Origin of the sequence: Burkholderia sp. 22PA0106 (genome assembly GCF_047497155.1) — a bacterium.
In the GTDB taxonomy this organism is placed as follows: Bacteria; Pseudomonadota; Gammaproteobacteria; order Burkholderiales; family Burkholderiaceae; genus Burkholderia.
Map to the genome: position 1 here is coordinate 2,470,035 of NZ_CP163162.1, position 15,877 is coordinate 2,485,911.

General features: G+C 64.6%; 16 protein-coding genes and 1 pseudogene. 6 read left to right on the forward strand and 11 right to left on the reverse strand.

Annotation, left to right across the window (positions count from 1 at the left end):
* Positions 1–34 precede the first annotated feature (34 nt).
* From AB4850_RS10535 to AB4850_RS10565, 7 genes are all read right to left on the reverse strand, one after another.
* Positions 35–1,189, reverse strand: a complete 1,155-nt coding sequence (locus tag AB4850_RS10535) for a porin (protein ID WP_414439764.1) — start codon at positions 1,187–1,189, stop codon at positions 35–37.
* 126 nt (positions 1,190–1,315) lie between these two features.
* Entirely contained in the window at positions 1,316–2,014 is a 699-nt protein-coding gene (locus AB4850_RS10540; RefSeq protein WP_414439765.1) for an alpha/beta fold hydrolase, read from the reverse strand.
* 3 nt (positions 2,015–2,017) lie between these two features.
* Positions 2,018–2,803, reverse strand: a complete 786-nt coding sequence (locus AB4850_RS10545) for an HpcH/HpaI aldolase family protein (protein WP_414439766.1) — start codon at positions 2,801–2,803, stop codon at positions 2,018–2,020.
* Positions 2,804–2,851: 48 nt separating this feature from the next.
* Entirely contained in the window at positions 2,852–3,913 is a 1,062-nt protein-coding gene (locus AB4850_RS10550) for an ABC transporter ATP-binding protein (RefSeq protein ID WP_414439767.1), read from the reverse strand.
* Between the two features lie 22 nt (positions 3,914–3,935).
* On the reverse strand, positions 3,936–4,829 hold the full coding sequence (locus AB4850_RS10555; protein ID WP_414439768.1) for a carbohydrate ABC transporter permease: 894 nt from the start codon (positions 4,827–4,829) through the stop codon (positions 3,936–3,938).
* Between the two features lie 12 nt (positions 4,830–4,841).
* On the reverse strand, positions 4,842–5,738 hold the full coding sequence (locus tag AB4850_RS10560; RefSeq protein ID WP_414439769.1) for a carbohydrate ABC transporter permease: 897 nt from the start codon (positions 5,736–5,738) through the stop codon (positions 4,842–4,844).
* A 29-nt stretch (positions 5,739–5,767) separates the two neighbouring features.
* Positions 5,768–7,099, reverse strand: a complete 1,332-nt coding sequence (locus AB4850_RS10565) for an ABC transporter substrate-binding protein (RefSeq protein WP_414439770.1) — start codon at positions 7,097–7,099, stop codon at positions 5,768–5,770.
* Positions 7,100–7,258: 159 nt separating this feature from the next.
* Between AB4850_RS10565 and AB4850_RS10570 the strand changes: the two genes are divergently transcribed.
* From AB4850_RS10570 to AB4850_RS10580, 3 genes are all read left to right on the forward strand, one after another.
* A complete protein-coding gene (locus tag AB4850_RS10570; protein WP_414439771.1) occupies positions 7,259–8,173 on the forward strand; it encodes a LysR substrate-binding domain-containing protein in 915 nt (304 codons plus the stop codon).
* A 90-nt stretch (positions 8,174–8,263) separates the two neighbouring features.
* Positions 8,264–9,433, forward strand: coding sequence for a cupin domain-containing protein (locus tag AB4850_RS10575; RefSeq protein ID WP_414439772.1), 1,170 nt, complete (start codon positions 8,264–8,266; stop codon positions 9,431–9,433).
* 52 nt (positions 9,434–9,485) lie between these two features.
* Complete coding sequence (locus tag AB4850_RS10580) at positions 9,486–10,574, forward strand: LacI family DNA-binding transcriptional regulator (RefSeq protein WP_414439773.1); 1,089 nt, start codon at positions 9,486–9,488, stop codon at positions 10,572–10,574.
* Between the two features lie 28 nt (positions 10,575–10,602).
* Here AB4850_RS10580 and AB4850_RS10585 read toward each other — a convergent pair whose 3' ends face one another.
* Positions 10,603–12,039 (reverse strand): MFS transporter, encoded by a 1,437-nt coding sequence (locus AB4850_RS10585; RefSeq protein WP_414439774.1) that lies wholly within the window; start codon positions 12,037–12,039, stop codon positions 10,603–10,605.
* 142 nt (positions 12,040–12,181) lie between these two features.
* Between AB4850_RS10585 and AB4850_RS10590 the strand changes: the two genes are divergently transcribed.
* Positions 12,182–13,039, forward strand: a complete 858-nt coding sequence (locus tag AB4850_RS10590) for a LysR family transcriptional regulator (RefSeq protein ID WP_414439775.1) — start codon at positions 12,182–12,184, stop codon at positions 13,037–13,039.
* A 206-nt stretch (positions 13,040–13,245) separates the two neighbouring features.
* On the opposite strand, the gene AB4850_RS10595 is transcribed toward AB4850_RS10590, so the two are convergent.
* The gene (locus tag AB4850_RS10595; RefSeq protein WP_414439776.1) at positions 13,246–13,392 is read right to left on the reverse strand and encodes a hypothetical protein; all 147 of its coding nucleotides are present in this window, start codon (positions 13,390–13,392) and stop codon (positions 13,246–13,248) included.
* Positions 13,340–13,858 (reverse strand): amidase family protein, encoded by a 519-nt coding sequence (locus AB4850_RS10600; RefSeq protein ID WP_414439777.1) that lies wholly within the window; start codon positions 13,856–13,858, stop codon positions 13,340–13,342. Before AB4850_RS10600 ends, AB4850_RS10595 begins: the two co-directional genes overlap by 53 nt.
* Before the next feature lie 221 nt (positions 13,859–14,079).
* Here AB4850_RS10600 and fliE point away from each other — a divergent pair, with 221 nt between their 5' ends.
* Together fliE and AB4850_RS10610 are read left to right on the forward strand one after the other, a co-directional pair.
* Positions 14,080–14,418 (forward strand): flagellar hook-basal body complex protein FliE, encoded by a 339-nt coding sequence (gene fliE, locus AB4850_RS10605; protein WP_414439778.1) that lies wholly within the window; start codon positions 14,080–14,082, stop codon positions 14,416–14,418.
* A 59-nt stretch (positions 14,419–14,477) separates the two neighbouring features.
* Positions 14,478–14,917: pseudogene (locus AB4850_RS10610) on the forward strand (transposase); the annotation flags it as partial.
* A 52-nt stretch (positions 14,918–14,969) separates the two neighbouring features.
* Here the strand turns inward: AB4850_RS10610 and AB4850_RS10615 are convergent.
* Positions 14,970–15,818: a FadR/GntR family transcriptional regulator gene (locus AB4850_RS10615; RefSeq protein ID WP_414439779.1), complete on the reverse strand. Its 849-nt coding sequence runs from the start codon at positions 15,816–15,818 to the stop codon at positions 14,970–14,972.
* Positions 15,819–15,877 lie beyond the last annotated feature (59 nt).

A 15,877-nucleotide genomic window follows, 5' to 3' on the forward strand; every position in this document is an offset into this window, starting at 1 on the left:
AATGAAATTCGCGCGGCGTCGAGCGCCGCTACCGTCAAAAACGATGCCGGATACCCGCCACCACGGCCAGTTGCTTGTTGCTGGACGACGCCGTCGTGAAGGCCAACTGCGCGACGGCCGGCGTCCCCACCGAATTCGTGCCGCTCGCGGATTGCCCGTACGCCCACAGGTAGACATCGGTGCGCTTGGACAAGCTGTAGGTGGTGCCCAGGTCGATCTGTCGATAGAGCGCGCCGCCCTGGCCATTCACGGAGTTCGCCCGCGTCAGGATAAATGCGGTCCCGACCGAGAGCGCCGGCGTCATCCGGTACAGGTAGTTCAGTTCGAACGTGTTCAGCACGGCGGTGCCCGCATAGCCGTTCGGGTTCGGCCCCGACCCGCTGCCCAGTTGCTTGAACTCCACATTACTGAAGGTGCCGCCGATCGTCGACGCGCCAAATGCGTACGACACACCGGCCGCGGCGATCTGCAAGGTCTTGGCCGAGACGAAACCCGAGTAGCTCAGGCCGCTGACGGTTACCCCCGTCGTCGTCGAGGTGCCGTCGTAGACCGAGGTGTTGGGGCTGTCGATATGCGAATACGAGCCCGCGATCGAGAAGCCGCCGGCCGTATACGTCACGCCGGCGCCGTAGGTGCTGTTCTGGGAGAACGATCCGGGCGTGCCGCCGAGCGACGCCACCACGCCCACCTTGAGCCCGTAAAACGGCGTGCTGACGAACTTCACCGCGTTGTTCAACCGGAAACTCGCATTGAAGTTGTTGTTGTCGCCCGGTTGCGTGCCGGGGCCGCCCGACCACGCATAGCCGGATTCGAACGGCCCGATGAAGTCGGTTTCGAAATCGTACTGGCGCCCCAGCATGAAATTGCCGTACGGCGTCGCGACCCCTACCCACGATTGCCGGCCGAACAGCCGGCCGTTCTGCCCGGCCTTGCCGGTGTTCGCGTTGAAACCGTTCTCGAGCTGAAAAATGGTGGCGTATCCCCCGCCGAGATCCTCCCGGCCCTTCAGCCCGAAACGCGAGGCGCTCAACGTGCCGCTCGCCAGCGCGTAAGTGCGGCCCCCGGCCTGGTTCGTCGTGAACTGGACGGCTTCGTCTATCACGCCGTACAACGTGACACTACTTTGCGCTTGCGCGGAACAGGCAACGGTACAGCAGGCAATCGACAGCAACGTGCGGGTCGGCTTCATGGTGAGGTCTCGTGTGGAATCGCAATTCCCGGCGCATCGTCATCGCGCCGGACATGTTCTCTCAGGTCATTGAGTAGGCCTACTAAGTTTTATGAAAACCCTTCCTGAATCTCGGCAAGCTGCCTCCTACCCGCCCATCCAGCGGCGCATCGCATCGTTGCAGGCTTGCGGCGCCTCCAGCGGAACGAAGTGGCCGCACGCGGGCACGACAGCCAGCGACGCATGCGCCGCCGCCGCCAACATGTCCTGCTGGCAACCCGGCGGCACCACGCGATCGTCGTCGCCAACGATCAGCGCGACGGGCACTTCGAGCGAGGCCAGCAACGGCAGCGAATCGCTTCGCTCGCACGCGTATCGAGTCTGGTGCGCGAATCGCGACCGGACCGCCTCGGCCATGGTCTCGACCTGCGCTGTCAGTGCGGCGACTTGCCGGCTGCCGGTGGCGAAATAATGCGGCGTCAACGCCTCGCGCAACATGGCACGCAGCTCGCCGTCACAAGCGCGCTGCAACAGCGTCATGCGATGCGGGCGGTTCTCGGCCCGATCCGGCCGTGCATTGCTGCCGATCAGGCACAAGCCCGCGACACGGTCCCTCGCCTGCCTGACCAACTCCAACGCGACGATGCCACCCAGTGAAAATCCGGCCAGCCAGAACCGCTCCGGCAACTCGGCCAGCATGCGCGCCGCCTCCGCGCCGATCGATGCCTCGATGCCGAGGTCCGGCACGATCACCGGCCGCTCATCGACGAATGCCGCGTATTGCGCTTGCCAAAGGCTGGCGTCGCACAGCGTGCCGGGAAGCAGAACCAGTGGCAGGTCGCGCATCGCTCAATACCCGCCGTCGATGGCGGCGCTCTGTGCACCGCGCGCGGCTTGCAGGCGCGACAGGCTGGCCGTGGCCAGCGCATTGGCATCGTTGCCCGGCGTGACCAGATGAAAGCCCTGTTCGATACGCATCCGCGCCGCGGCGCCATCGTTGCAGAAAATGCCGGCGATGCGCCCATGCCGACACGCACTCTCCAGGATCCGCGCGATCTCGGCCTCGACGATGTCGGCCACCGCGCCGCCGGGCGCTGCGCCAAGGCTCAAGGCGAGATCGTTCGGTCCGATATAGATGCCGTCCAGCCCGGGCGTGGACACGATGTCGTCGAGATGATCGAGCGCCTCGCGCGATTCGATCATGGCGATGGCGAGCACGGTCTCGTTGGCATGGGCAAAGTAATCCGCGCCGCCGTACAGCAGCCCGCGCGCCGGCCCGAACGAGCGGATGCCGCCGCCGGGATACCGGCACGCCGCCACCAGTTGCCGCGCCATCGCCGGCGTGTCGATCGACGGGCAGATCACGCCATAGGCGCCGGCATCGAGCAACTTCATGATCGCCGGCGGATCGAGCGAGAGGCAACGCACCAGGGGCGTCGCATCCGTGGCGCTGATGGCCTGCAGCATGGACACCGCCATGTCGAAGCCGATCATGCCGTGCTGCAGATCCACGGTGGCCGAATCGAAGCCCTGCGTCGCGACCACTTCCGCCGCGTATCCGCTCGGCATCGACAGCCATGCATTGATGATCGGACGGGCCGCGAGAAACTTATGCTTGATGAGATTGGGATGCATCTGTCGATCCTTTGCGATGAGTACCGCTTACTCGATTACGCCGAACGCTCATGCGCGCCGAATCCGTTCGCCACTGGCGCCGTCGAACCAGAACAGCTTCTCGGGATCGGGCCGCAAGCCGATCCGCTCGCCATCCCGATACCGGATCGACTTGTCGCCCTTGACGACGAGCCGCTGGCTATCGAGCTTCAGCGTGATCAGGGTGGTGTCGCCGAGCAGTTCGAACGCGAAGATATCGGCCGCGAACACGCCCTGGGCGCCGTCGCTGCCGATCGCGATGTCTTCCGGCCGCACGCCCAGCGTCAGCGCGCCGTCGCGAGGCGGCACGACCGGCAAGGTCAGCCCGTCGGGGAGCACGAACCGGCCGCCACGGCCTTGCCCGTGCAACAGGTTCATTGCCGGTGAGCCGACGAATTCGGCAACGAATGCATTGGCCGGCTCGTTGTAGATGATCTCCGGCGTATCGATCTGCTGCAGCACGCCGTCCTTCATGATGGCCACGCGCGAAGCCAGCGTCATCGCCTCGACCTGATCGTGGGTCACATAAACCGTCGTGACGGCCAGCTCGCGGGCCAGATGTTTCAGCTCGGCGCGCATCGCGCCGCGCAGCTTCGCATCGAGATTCGACAACGGCTCATCCATCAGGAAGACGCGCGGGCGACGCACGATCGATCGCGCCAGCGCCACGCGCTGCCGTTGGCCGCCCGACAACGCGGCGGGACGCCGCTGCAGCAGATGCCCCAGTTCGACCCGATCGGCCGCGCGCCGGATCTCGCGATCGCGCTGATGCGCATCCACCCCGCGCAACTTCAGCGGATACGCGATGTTGTCGTACACGCTCAGGTGCGGATACAGGCCGTAGTTCTGGAACACCATCGATATGTCGCGCTGGCGAGGCGGCACACCGTTCATGCGCTGCGCATCGAACATCAGATCGCCCTGCGTCGGATCTTCCAGCCCGGCGATCATGCGCATGGTGGTGGTCTTGCCGCAGCCGGACGGCCCGAGCAACACCAGGAATTCCCCCGCGGCAACGCTCAGGTCGAGGTCCTTCACTGCATGGGTGCTGCCCCACTTCTTGCTTACCCGGTTCAACGTAACGGTAGTCATGTCGGTTTGCCTGAGAGAAAGATCAACGCACCGCGCCGGCGGTCGTGCCGCGCACCAGATAGCGCTGCATATAGGACGCGAAGAGGAACATCGGCAGCATGATGAGCAGGCCGGTCGCCGACAGCAGTTGCCAGAGGTCGCCCTCCTCGCGGTTGAAGAGCCCCATCGCCACCGGCAACGTCACCGCATCTTCCGAGGTCAGAATCACGGCGATGATGAAGTCGTTCCAGGACAGGATGAAACAGAAGATGCCGGCCGTGACGATCCCCGGAAGCGCGATCGGCATGATCATCTGGACCAGCACCTGAAGGTGCGTCGCGCCGTCGATCATCGCGGATTCCTCGATGTCGCGAGGAATCCGGTCGATGAAGCCCTTGATCATCCAGATCGCGAACGGCATCACCAGCGCGGTCTGGATGACGATCAGCGCGGTGCGCGTGTCGTACATCCCCAGATCCCGAAACATCAGGAAGAACGGCAGCACGATCACCACCGGCGGCAGGAACTGCGTGGCCAGCACCGCCACCAGCAAGGACTTGTGCGCGAACAGCTGAAAGCGCGAGAACGCGTAGGCGGCAGCCGTCGCCAGCGGCAACGTGATCGCGACGGTCGACAGCGACACGATCAGCGAGTTGATCAGCTTGTCCTGCACGCGAAACGGCTCGCGCATGATCTCGACGAAATTGCCCAGGGTCGGCTTGAATGCGAAGCGCAACTGGTACACGTCCACCGAGTGCTTGAGCGCGGCCGCAAGCACCCAGAGCAAGGGCAGCACGATCACGAGAAACAGCACGGCCAGTGCGATACCACGGCACAACTTGCCGAAGCCGGCATGCAGCCTGCCGGGAGTGCGATCGATCGCACGCGTGGCCGCACGGTTGTCGGCCGACGAAGTCTGCAGGGATTTGGCGGTCATCGGGTCGTCTCCTTATTTCGTGCGCTGCGACAGCCGCACATAGACCACGGTCAGCATCATCATCGGGATCACGAGCAGCCAGCCGAGCGCGGACGCATAGCTCATGTTCAGATACTTGAAGCCCTGGAAATAGATGAAGTGCGTGAGCGTCTGCGTCGCCTGGCCGGGGCCGCCATTCGTGATCATCACGATCTGGTCGAACACCTTCAGCGCGAAGATCGCCTTCAGCACGGTCGAGACCAGCAGCACCGGCATCAGCTGCGGCAGCGTGATCGAAAAGAACACCTGCAGCGGGCTGGCGCCGTCGATCTCGGCCGCTTCCTGGCTCTCCTTCGGCACCGCCGCCAGCGCTCCGATGAAAATCAGCGCGAAGTACGGCGTCCAGTGCCAGACGTCGCTCGACAGCACCACCCAGAACGCGGAATCCGGATGCCCCAGCACATCGAAATCCTTCAGGTGCAGCGCGTGGCCGATCGCACCGGCCACGCCGAAATCGGCATTGGCCATGAACCGCCACAGAGCGCCGATCAGCGCCGGGCTCATCGCGAACGGCAGGATCAGCATCGAACGCAGCACCGAACGCACCGCGCCGCCGCGAAACAGCAGCACGGCAACGGCGAGCGCGAGCGCGATCGTCAACACCACCGAGGCCACCGTGAATTTCGCCGTCACCCAGGCGGAATTCCACATCGACGGATCGCCGAGCGCACGCGTGTAGTTGTCGAACAGATAGCCGATTTGCGACAGGCCGTCCGACGGCCGCCATAGCGATCGGGATTCGTTCGAGCGCCCGAGATTCCAATCCCGAAAGCTCAGATAAAACGTGGTGACGAGCGGATACAGCGCGGTGCCCAGCACGACCACCAGGCCGGGCGCCACCATGCCGTACTTCGCGAGGCGTTCATTCATGACGCAAGTTCCTTGTGAAGGATGGGGAATCAGCGCAGCTCACGCTGCACGACGTGGGTGGCGCGTTGCGCGGCATCCGTCATCAGCCGTTCGAGATTGCCGCCCGAGGCCGCCTGATTGATCGCGATCGAGGCGAGATCCGCCACCTCGGGCCAATACACCACTTCCGGCATCGGCGCGGCGTTGCCCTCCAGCGCGGTTGCCGCTGCGGTGAGAATCTGCGCGTTCGCCGCGTTCACGCCGGCATCGCGCATGCTCGACCAGCGGTTGACCACGCTGTTCACCACCGGGAATCCGTTCACGTTGCGCTCGATCGCGTTGCGCTTGTCGAGATCCGCATTGGTGACCCACTTGATGAATTCCCACGCGGCGGCCTTGCGCTTCGAATACATCGACAGCGACAGCGGCATCACGTTGATCACGGTGGTGGGCGCTTGTCCGGCGCGGTAGGCGGGCATCGGCGCAAAGCCCACCTGATCGGCCGACAGGCGCGAATCCTTCGGGTTGGTGGCGGCGGAGTAGGCCCACTGCCAGATCGGCAGCACCGCGCTGCGCCCCTGCTGGAACGCGATCCGCGCATCCTGCTCGACGTTGGACGTGGCGCCGGGGCCGCACAGGTCGTGCTTCGTCAGGAGTTCGACATATTCGCGCGTGCCCTGCATCGCCTTCGGCGAGGTCCACGCCGGGTAACCCTGCGGATCGAGAATCCGGCCGCCCGCGCCGCGCACGAAATCGGCCCAGGCAAACAGGTTCTGGCGATTGCCGTCGGCCCCGTAATAGCAGCCGAGCGGCGCCACCTCCGGATAGGCCGCGCGAATCTTCGGCCCCGCGTCGATGATGTCCTGCCAGGTCTTCGGCGCGGCGAGGCCGAGCGCCTTGAAGATGTCCTTTCGATACAGCAGCATCTGCACGTTGCTGCGCAGCGGCATGCCGTACAGCTTGCCGTCGTGCGTGACGGCCTGCAGAAAAGCCGGCGGATAGTCGGCAAGATCGATACGATCGCGCGCCACATACGGGCCGAGCGGTTCGAGCCAATGCGCGTACGACGCGCCCCACTGATCGAGATAATTCACCACGTCGAAGTTGCCGTTGGCGGCCACCCCGACGCTCGTGACCTTCTCCTGCAACGCCTTGAACGGCACGAACGTCCACTTCACGTTGATGCCGGTCAGGGCCGTGAAGGCATCGGACCGCTTTTGCAGCGCGGTGAACTGCGGCGTGGAAACCGCCATCACTTTGACGGTTTGCCCGGCATACGGCTTTCCATTCAGCAATCCGTACGATGCCGGTGCTGTCTGCGCATGGGCCATCGAGGCCAGCGCAGCGCCCAGCAGGGGAATCCAGGTGAAACGACACGACATTGTCCGCCTCCACATCACAGGCGCGAGCCGCCTCGCGCCGTTGCATCGCCCGGCGCGCATTCGATGCGGCGCCTCGCGGTATGGAGAAAATTTGAGCCCGTCAATTTGTTCTGTCTAATATATTATTCATTCGAGTTTCATCTTTTTTAGGAATGAAGCGTGATCGACCTGCGCCAGCTTCGCTATTTCGTCGTGCTCGCCGAAGAGCTGAATTTCGGCCGTGCCGCCACCCGGCTGCACATCACGCAGCCTCCGCTCAGTCAGCAGATCATGCAGATGGAGAGCGACCTGGACACGCCGTTGTTCATTCGCGGCAAGCGTCCATTGCGGCTCACCCAGGCGGGGGTGGAAATGCTGGCCGGCGCGCGGCGGCTGCTTGCGCAGGCCGACACCCTGGTCGAGCATGCCCGCCTGGCGGGCCGCGGGGAGCGCGGCAGGCTCGGGATCACGTTCGTCGCCGGTGCGTTGCCCGAACTGTTGCCGGAATGCATCCGGGTCTATCGCAGCCAGCATCCGCAAGTCCGGCTGGAACTGCGCGAAGGCGTCACCTCCCGACAGCGGGAGGCGCTGCTCGCCGGTGAAATGGATATCGGTTTCATGCGCCCCGGCGGCCCCGATCATGCCGAACTGAGCTCGCTGCTGCTTTACCGCGAGCCGATGATGCTGGCGCTGCACGAGCAACATCCGCTGATGGCGTTGCCGCGCGTGCCGGTGGCAAAGCTGGCGTCCGAGCCGCTGATTCTGTTCAGCCGCAAGGAGGCGCTGTACTTCTACAACATCGTGTCCGAGATCCTTCTCGGCGCCGGCGTCGAAGCCGACGTCGCGCAGGACGCAACCCAGCTCTACACGGTGGTTGCGCTGGTCTCCAGCAATATCGGCGTGGCGATCGTGCCGGCCTCGGCACGGCACATGCAGTTTCCGCACGTCGCGTTCCGGCCCCTCCAGATGGACAAGCCGGCCTACTCCGAACTCGAACTGGTCTGGCGCACCGACGATCGCCATGCGGCCTTGACGAACTTCATCGACATCGCCATGGCCACCGCCGCGCAGCAGCAACTCGCCGGCTTTCCCTGAGCGTGTTTCGACATCGGCTTGCACGAATCGGCATCTCTGCATTAATCTATGCATTCGAATGCATAACCGATGAAAAAGGTGGAGAGCGACATGGCGGAACACGCAACACTCGATGCAAATACGGCGGCGGCGCGCCTGGTTCGGCGCGCCGACATGGTGGCGTGCAAGGTCGCGTTCATCGACTGCAAGATGAAAGGATCCGATCGCAAGGAAAACTACTCGTTGATCGGAGCCGGCGTCACGCAAAGCGAGGATCAGGTGGTCAACCTGCAGGAGCCGCACGGTTTCAGCCTCGGCGTGGCCGCGATGCCGCCGGGCGTGGTCAACAACCTGCATGTCCACTACACGGCCGAATGCTTCATGATCTATTCCGGCACCTGGGAATTCCGCTGGGGCGCCGATGGCGACGAAGGCACCGTGATCGGCAAGCCCGGCGACGTGTTGAGCGTGCCCACCTGGATCTTCCGGGGCTTTCGCAATATCGGCGACGACGATGGCTGGATCTTCTCCGCGCTCGGTGGCGACGACACGGGCGGCATCATCTGGCATCCCTCGATCCTCGAGCAGGCGGCGACACACGGGCTCTATCTGACCAAGGACAATTTCCTGGTCGATACCGCCACGGGCGCAGCCAGGCCGTCGCCGGACGCGCTGCTCCAGCCGATCGACATGGAAACCGCGCGGTCGTTCAGAAAGATCGGCGCCGACGAGATGGGCCGACGCATGGTCAAGGCGCAAGCGCGCGGCTGGTCGCCGCGGGCCTTGCTCGACAGCATGCTGCCGGGACACGCGGCCGAGGTGGCCAGCGTGATCGGCTTCGGTATCTCGCAGGATCGCGATGCGATGCCCGCCATCACGAACCCGCACGGCTTTTCGGTCGAATGGCTGCGTGTGGCGCCCGGCAATCGTATCGGCCGGCATTCGCTCGATGCGAAGCAGGTGCTGATCGTCTACGAGGGCGAAGCGGAGCTCACGCTGAACACGGGCCGCGACGAGACGCGCATTCGCATCGAGCCGCAATCGCTCTACTCGATTCCGGCGGGTGCATGGCGCGCCGTCCGATCGGTCGGCGAGCAACCGCTGGTGATGATCGCCATGACCAGCGGCGACCAGAAGAAAACCATCGAATGGTCGGATGAAGTCGTGGTGGCCGCGGCCGATGCGGGCTGGGGCGTGGATCACAACGGCTACCTCGCGCCGCTGCGTCTGCTGCCTTACGACACTCGGCTCGCCATCGACGCGCGGCGCCGTGCCGCCTGATCGGCGGCGGGTAGAATGGCGCTCCCTTCCCGCATGACCGCCCGCTACCGCCATGACGCAAACGAAACGTCCCGCGCGCGTGACATCGTACGATGTCGCGCTCGCCGCGGAAGTCTCCCAATCGACTGTCTCGCGATGCTTCCAGCCTGACAGCCCGATTTCGCCGGAAACGCGCTCGCATGTGCTGAAGGTGGCCGAGACGCTCGGCTTTCGACCGAACGCGCTGGCGCGCTCGCTGATTCTCGGGCGGTCGAACGTGATCGCGCTGATCGCCACGAAATACACGCTGCGCTTCAATCCGGACGTGCTGTACGTGATCGGCGACGCGCTCAAGGCACAACGCACCAAACTGCTGTTGATCCCCGTCGATGAGGATGCGCAGACGCACGACGCCCTGGCCGACGCGCTCGAGTTTCCGCTCGACGGCGTCATTGCCTGCGCGAACCTGGCGCTCGACGATATCAGGAGCTTCCAGCGTCACGGCGTGCCGATCGTGATGTTCAATCGGCAGACGGACGCCCCTCGCGTAGATTCCGTCACCACCGACAATCAGGCCGGCGCGCAGGCGATGGCCGAGCGCCTGCACCGCGCCGGCCACCGGCGGATTCTCTGCCTCGGCGGCCCGGAGCAGGCGCCCGTCAGTCAACTGCGCATCGCCGCCTTCGTGGCGCGCATGAAGGCGCTTGGCGCGGCGCATCTCGAGGTGCTGCACTCCGATTTCTCGTACGCCCAGGGCTACGCGCTGATGATGGCGCAAGGCGAACGCGCCCGATCGGCGATCGATGCGGTGTACTGCGCGAACGACCAGCTGGCGCTCGGCGCGCTCGATGCCTGCCGCTACGGGCTGTCGCTCGAGGTGCCCGCCGACATCTCGATCGTGGGTTTCGACGACATCGAGGAGGCCGCACGACCGCCCTATCGACTGACGACGCTCAGGCAGCCGATCGACGAACTCGCGAACGAGGCGCTTCGACTGCTGTCGTCCCGACTCGAGCGCCCGACCATCAAGGCCCGGCACCTGAGCATTCCGGCCGTTTTTGTCGAACGCGCCTCGGCGCGCGTGGCCGATTCCGATCCGACCATGCAACGCCAGGCGACGGCGCGCGACATGGCCGCGAAGCACGGGAGCGACGTTCCCTGAGCGCATCGCCGTCCGGTTGCGGCCTGCCTCAGCGCGCTCGCCGCTGATCCGGCAGAAACAGTGAAAGCACGCCACCGACGGCCAGCAACCCCACATTGCAGCCGAGCGCAATGGCAAAGGCATGGTCGTACGCCGCCGTTCCGTCTCCGGCGCCGAGCGCGGCATAGAACACGCCACCGATAACCGCGACACCCAGCGCCGAGGCGATCTGGAACGTCGACATGACGACCCCGGACGCCAGGCCCGCATGCTTCGGCGCGACTCCGCCAATGATCGCCTTGATGACGGAAGGCATGACCGTGCCGAATCCCAGCCCCGCGATTGCCAGGCCGATATCGCGTCCGTCCGGCAGCGCGTTCGCCACGGCGACGAGCGTGATACCGAAGCCGACGACCTGCAGGGCGAACCCGATCGTCAGCGCGAACTTGCCGAGCTTCCCCATGACATGAACCGAGGCAAGCGACGCCACGAAATAGGCGATCGCGTAGGGCAACGTCGCCAACCCGGCCTGCAACGGCGAGAGATGCAGCCCCGCTTGCAGGTACACGGAGAAGGTCAGATAGAACGACGAGAGCATGTACAACGCGAAGGCCATCGCCACGCCAACGGACAAGCCCGGCGCCTTGAAGAGCTCGAAGTCGACAAGCGGCGCACCGCCTCTCCTGGCCAGGCGCTGCTCGAAACGCACGAACAGCGCGAAGGCAAACGGCGCGGCAATCAGCATCGCAACGATCCACCTCGGCCAACCGGTTTCCCGCCCTTCCACCAGCGGATAAACGAGCAAGCCCAGCGCAGCGCAAAGCAGCACGACACCGCCGAAATCGAGACGTTGCGCGTGATCGGCCCGCGAGTCGCGCAAAAACATCCCGCCCCCGACGAAGGCCACCAGACCGATCGGCACGTTGATCAGGAAGATGGCCTGCCAGCCGAATCCCAATGGGTGGAACGACATCAGCACGCCGCCGAGAATCTGGCCGCAGATGTTCGCGAGGCCAAAGGTCGCGCCATAAAGGGCGAGCGCGCGGCCCTGCTCTTTCGGAACAAACAGGACGCGGATGCACGCCAGCACCTGCGGTGCCATGACGGTGGCGGTGAGCCCTTGCAGCACGCGCGCCGCGATGAGTGCGGAGGCGGATGGCGCGAGCCCGCACATCGCCGAGGCCAGCGTGAAGCCGGCAACGCCGGTCACGAACATGCGCTTGCGCCCGAACAGGTCGCCAAGCCGTCCGCCGGTGATGAGGAACACGGCATAGGTGGCGGCATAGGCCGAAATGATGAATTCGATCTCGCCCGACGTGGCGCCGAGGTCGAGGCGGATGGCAGGGAGCGCCAGGTTGACCACGTTGAAGTCGAGGATCGGCAGGAACGCCCCGGTCAGGAGCACGAGGAGCGCCAGCCAGCGCCGCGGGTCGGCTGTGTCCGTGTCGGGCGAAGCAAGCGGGTGCGCCTTGTCGAGTGTGTTCATGAAATGGCCATTCGTCGAATGCGTTCGGAAGCCGGAAGGCCCGTCCGAACCGGTGGTCGGTGATGGCGACTATGCGTTACCCTCTCTCATAACTCAATGTCATGCATGAACGTATCAGTGATAACAAATTAGGATGATTGATATGCCAACACTCGATGTCGACGCGGTGCGTGCCTTTACGCTCGTCGCGGATCTTCAGAGCTTCACGCGCGCCGCCGAGGCGATGGACACGACGCAGGCGGCGATCAGCATGAAGCTGAAGCGGCTGGAGGCGCGGCTGGGCGACAAGCTCATCGAACGCACGCCGCGCCTGGTTCGGCTTTCCGCGCGCGGCGCCGCGTTTCTGGACGTGGCGCGCGAGTTTGTCGCCGCGCACGAACGTGCGCTGGCGGGGCTATCGGGCGCCACGCGGCGCTTCGCGCTGGGCTTGAGCGACCATGTTGCGGGGCCCGACCTGCCGACGATGCTGGCGCGATTGAATGCTTACGATCCCGCGCTGGTGATCGAGGTTCAGATCGGCTCGTCGCGCGAGCTGCTCGACGGGTTCGAACGCGGCAAGCTCGACGCCGCGATCCTGCGTCGCGAGGACGATCGAAGAACTGGAGAAGTGCTCGCGCTGGAACCGCTGGGCTGGTTTGCATCGCCGGGCTTCGTGCATCGTGAAGGCGCGCCCTTGAGGCTCGCATCGCTTTCGGCGTCGTGCGGCATACGCGGCATGGCAACGCGCAAGCTGGACGCAAACGGCATTGCGTGGACGGAGGTATTCATCGGCGGAGGAACGGCGGCCGTCACGGCGGCCGTGTCGGCCGGCCTCGCGGTGGGCGCGTTCGCGCATCGGGTCGCGCCGCCGGCTATTGTCGAAGTCGGGGCAGCGCTCGGGTTGCCGGCACTGCCCGCGTCGGAAATCGTATTGCACTCGAGCCTGTCCGACCCGAAATCGCGCGAGGCGCTACGCGTGATCGCTGCGGCGTTCCGGGAGCATCGGCCTGCGATTCGATAAGCGGTTTCGGAGGCGGCGCCCACCAGAACAGCCCGGAGATCGACTGGCGGGAATGGCGCGAGCGCCTCGGGTTGCCGGCCGATTTCGAATCGAAGGTGGTCCGCCACGGCAGCTTCAACCCGATGCGGGAAACGCGGGTGGCGTACTTGCACGAGCAGGTAGCGGCCTGATTGTCGCGGCGTCAGACGCCGCCGGACACTGGCACGTCACCCCACCAGCTTGCCCTCGACGCCGCTCGTCACGACAAACTCATAGCGCTCCGGCCGGATGTGAAACACGGTGGCCTCGCACACCCGACCATCATCGAGCCGCGTCGTGCGCCGCATGACCAGAAGCGGCGAACCGATCGCCATGCCGAGAGGCTCGGCCACACCGCTTTGCCACGGTCAGCGCGAACACCGGTGCAGCATCGAAACTGCGGTTGCAGTAGACGAACCCCGTCGTATCGATGCGCCCAGGCGTCGGCTTCAGGCCGACGATGTTGTTGCACGCCGCGGGCACGCGCCCCGACCAGCCGGTGTCACTGCCGATCGAGAAAGCCACCTGCCCTTTGGCAACCGCCACGGCCGAGCCGTAACTCGACCCGCCCGGTACGTACGCCGCATTGAATGCGTTGCGGCAATGGCCCCCCACGCCACGCGTGCCGACCAAGCCGGTAGCGAACTGATCGAGGTTCTGCTTGCCGATGAAGATCGCGCCCGCGACGTCGAGCTGCGCGACGAGCGCGGCACTTTCCGCCGGTGTGTAGGCGAAGGCCGTGCAGCCGGCGGTGGTCGGAATGCCCGCCACGTCGATGTTGTCCTTCATGCCGTACGGCAAGCCGAATCAAGGAGGCAGCCCATTCTCCGATTTTCTTGTGATTGATTAGCCATCCTTCACGTCTCAACAGGACGTGCCGGAAATCTCCAGCTTTTGCTGCTACGGTTTTTCGGAGGAACATCGAGCGCCCAGCCGCATCGGACATTCGACCGATACCGCGACATCGAAAAATTTGCGATTTTGGCCAAGGTGTCTACACGCAAGCGAATCGAGAGGTCACGATGATCCCGGTAAATCCGCTCGCATCTGCGCTGCACCAGATGCAGGCGATGGCCAGCCAGGCTGCCAATGCAGCCCCCCCTGATTCATCCACCGCGGCTTCAGCCAGCGCCGGCCCGACAAACTTCGCGCAAGCGCTCCAGCAGTCGATCAAGGATCTCAACGCCAGGCAGGCGCAGGTAGGTGGCGAGGCGCAGGCATTCGAACTGGGCGCACGCAACGTATCGCTTCATGCCGTGGCGATCGATGGTGCAAAAGCCAATATTCAACTTCAGTACGCCTTGCAGATTCGAAACAAGCTGGTAAGCGCCTATACCGACATCATGAAAACATCGTTGTAGCACCGAGATATCTGCCGTGCGTACGATGCCGCTTTTTTAACCATGTCAGGCATGAAGTGATGGACGTATCGATCGAACGAGAACGACGGCGGCGCTGGATGGCAGACCAAAAGATTGCCATGGTGCACGAGAGCTTCGAGCCAGGAAAATCGGTTTCGACGATCGCGCGCGAACATGGCGTGAATCCCAACCAGCTCTTCCACTGGCGCAAGCAATACCTGGACGGGAGCCTGTCGACGGCCAGGACTCGCGAAGACGGGGTCATGGCCTCGAAGCTGGCCGACGCGCTCAAGCAGATTCACGAGTTGCAGCGAAAGCTGACCAAGAAAACCGTGGAGAACGAAATTCTCCGCGAAGCCGTGGAGTATGGCCGAGCCAATGAATGGATCGCGCACTTTCCCTGGCTACCCGGAGATGAGCCGTGAAACGAGAGTGCGGCGTTCTCGGCGTATTGCGCGGCAGGAAGGTGAATCGGAATGCACGACCGGCGTCTCATCGCCCTCGGTCACGGTTTCGATAGCCGCACGAGATCTGCAACGGTACGCCAAACATCAGCGTTCCTCATCACCGTCCTCCACAGGCATGGCCATCCGCGCCCTCACGCGCTTGCGAATTTCCGAATCGAGGATCAGCCGCCCGCGCAGCTTGCCCTTCATGCGCTTCACATGCTTGGGCGCCTCGGTCATGTGCTCCACCATCAGCGCGCGCACCTTGTCCACGTCGCGTGCCCGCGCGGCCTCGGTGATGGCGCGGTGGATCGCCACGTTGGCCTCGCCGAAGCGCTTGTGCTCCACCAGCGGCGTGTCGTTCCGGAATTCGATCAACTGCCGGATCATCTCGTTGATCAGCTCGCAGGTGAAGCGCAGGAACGGGTTCGGGTTGGCCGCCGCGAGGATGTCGTGGAAGGTCACGTCCTCCTGCCGCTGGCGCACCAGGTTGCCGCGATCGTGCGGCCCGGCCGAGCCATCGCAGCAGGCGATGTTGGCCTCCAGCGCGGCGAAGTCGCGCTCGCTCAGGTGCGGCACCGCGCCGGCCGCCAGCTCCGGCTCCAGCAGCTTGCGCACCGTATAGATGTCGTCGATCGACACGTCCTTGAAGAACAGGTAGTTCTGCAGCAGCTGCAAGGTGCGGTCGAGCGGCACCTCCACCACCATCCCGCCACCGCCCGGGCCGGTGGTCACCTTGATGAGCCCCTGCACCTCGAGCGACTTGAGCGCTTCGCGCATGGTGCTCTTGCTGACCGAATAGAGCTGCTGCAGCTCGGCTTCGCGCGGCAGTCGATCGCCCGGCTTCAAGTCCTTCTCGGTGATCAGCCGCTTGATTTCCTCGGCGACCAGATCCGCGCGCTTCTGCTGCTTGATCTCGACCGCGACAGCCGCTTTCGCTCGATCCATGCCCATCTTCCTGACTCCCTTCCTGTTCTGGCGGCGCCTGCCGGCCGCGTTGCGCGCGATGGCGG

Coding starts and splice junctions, on each gene's coding strand:
- AB4850_RS10565 (WP_414439770.1), bottom strand. CDS start 7,099: ATGTCGTGTCGTTTCACCTGGATTCCCCTGCTGGGCGCTGCGCTGGCC.
- fliE (WP_414439778.1), top strand. CDS start 14,080: ATGATCCCGGTAAATCCGCTCGCATCTGCGCTGCACCAGATGCAGGCG.
- AB4850_RS10560 (WP_414439769.1), bottom strand. CDS start 5,738: ATGAATGAACGCCTCGCGAAGTACGGCATGGTGGCGCCCGGCCTGGTG.
- AB4850_RS10535 (WP_414439764.1), bottom strand. CDS start 1,189: ATGAAGCCGACCCGCACGTTGCTGTCGATTGCCTGCTGTACCGTTGCC.
- AB4850_RS10545 (WP_414439766.1), bottom strand. CDS start 2,803: ATGCATCCCAATCTCATCAAGCATAAGTTTCTCGCGGCCCGTCCGATC.
- AB4850_RS10555 (WP_414439768.1), bottom strand. CDS start 4,829: ATGACCGCCAAATCCCTGCAGACTTCGTCGGCCGACAACCGTGCGGCC.
- AB4850_RS10580 (WP_414439773.1), top strand. CDS start 9,486: ATGACGCAAACGAAACGTCCCGCGCGCGTGACATCGTACGATGTCGCG.
- AB4850_RS10615 (WP_414439779.1), bottom strand. CDS start 15,818: ATGGGCATGGATCGAGCGAAAGCGGCTGTCGCGGTCGAGATCAAGCAG.
- AB4850_RS10540 (WP_414439765.1), bottom strand. CDS start 2,014: ATGCGCGACCTGCCACTGGTTCTGCTTCCCGGCACGCTGTGCGACGCC.
- AB4850_RS10590 (WP_414439775.1), top strand. CDS start 12,182: ATGCCAACACTCGATGTCGACGCGGTGCGTGCCTTTACGCTCGTCGCG.
- AB4850_RS10550 (WP_414439767.1), bottom strand. CDS start 3,913: ATGACTACCGTTACGTTGAACCGGGTAAGCAAGAAGTGGGGCAGCACC.
- AB4850_RS10575 (WP_414439772.1), top strand. CDS start 8,264: ATGGCGGAACACGCAACACTCGATGCAAATACGGCGGCGGCGCGCCTG.
- AB4850_RS10585 (WP_414439774.1), bottom strand. CDS start 12,039: ATGAACACACTCGACAAGGCGCACCCGCTTGCTTCGCCCGACACGGAC.
- AB4850_RS10595 (WP_414439776.1), bottom strand. CDS start 13,392: ATGGCGATCGGTTCGCCGCTTCTGGTCATGCGGCGCACGACGCGGCTC.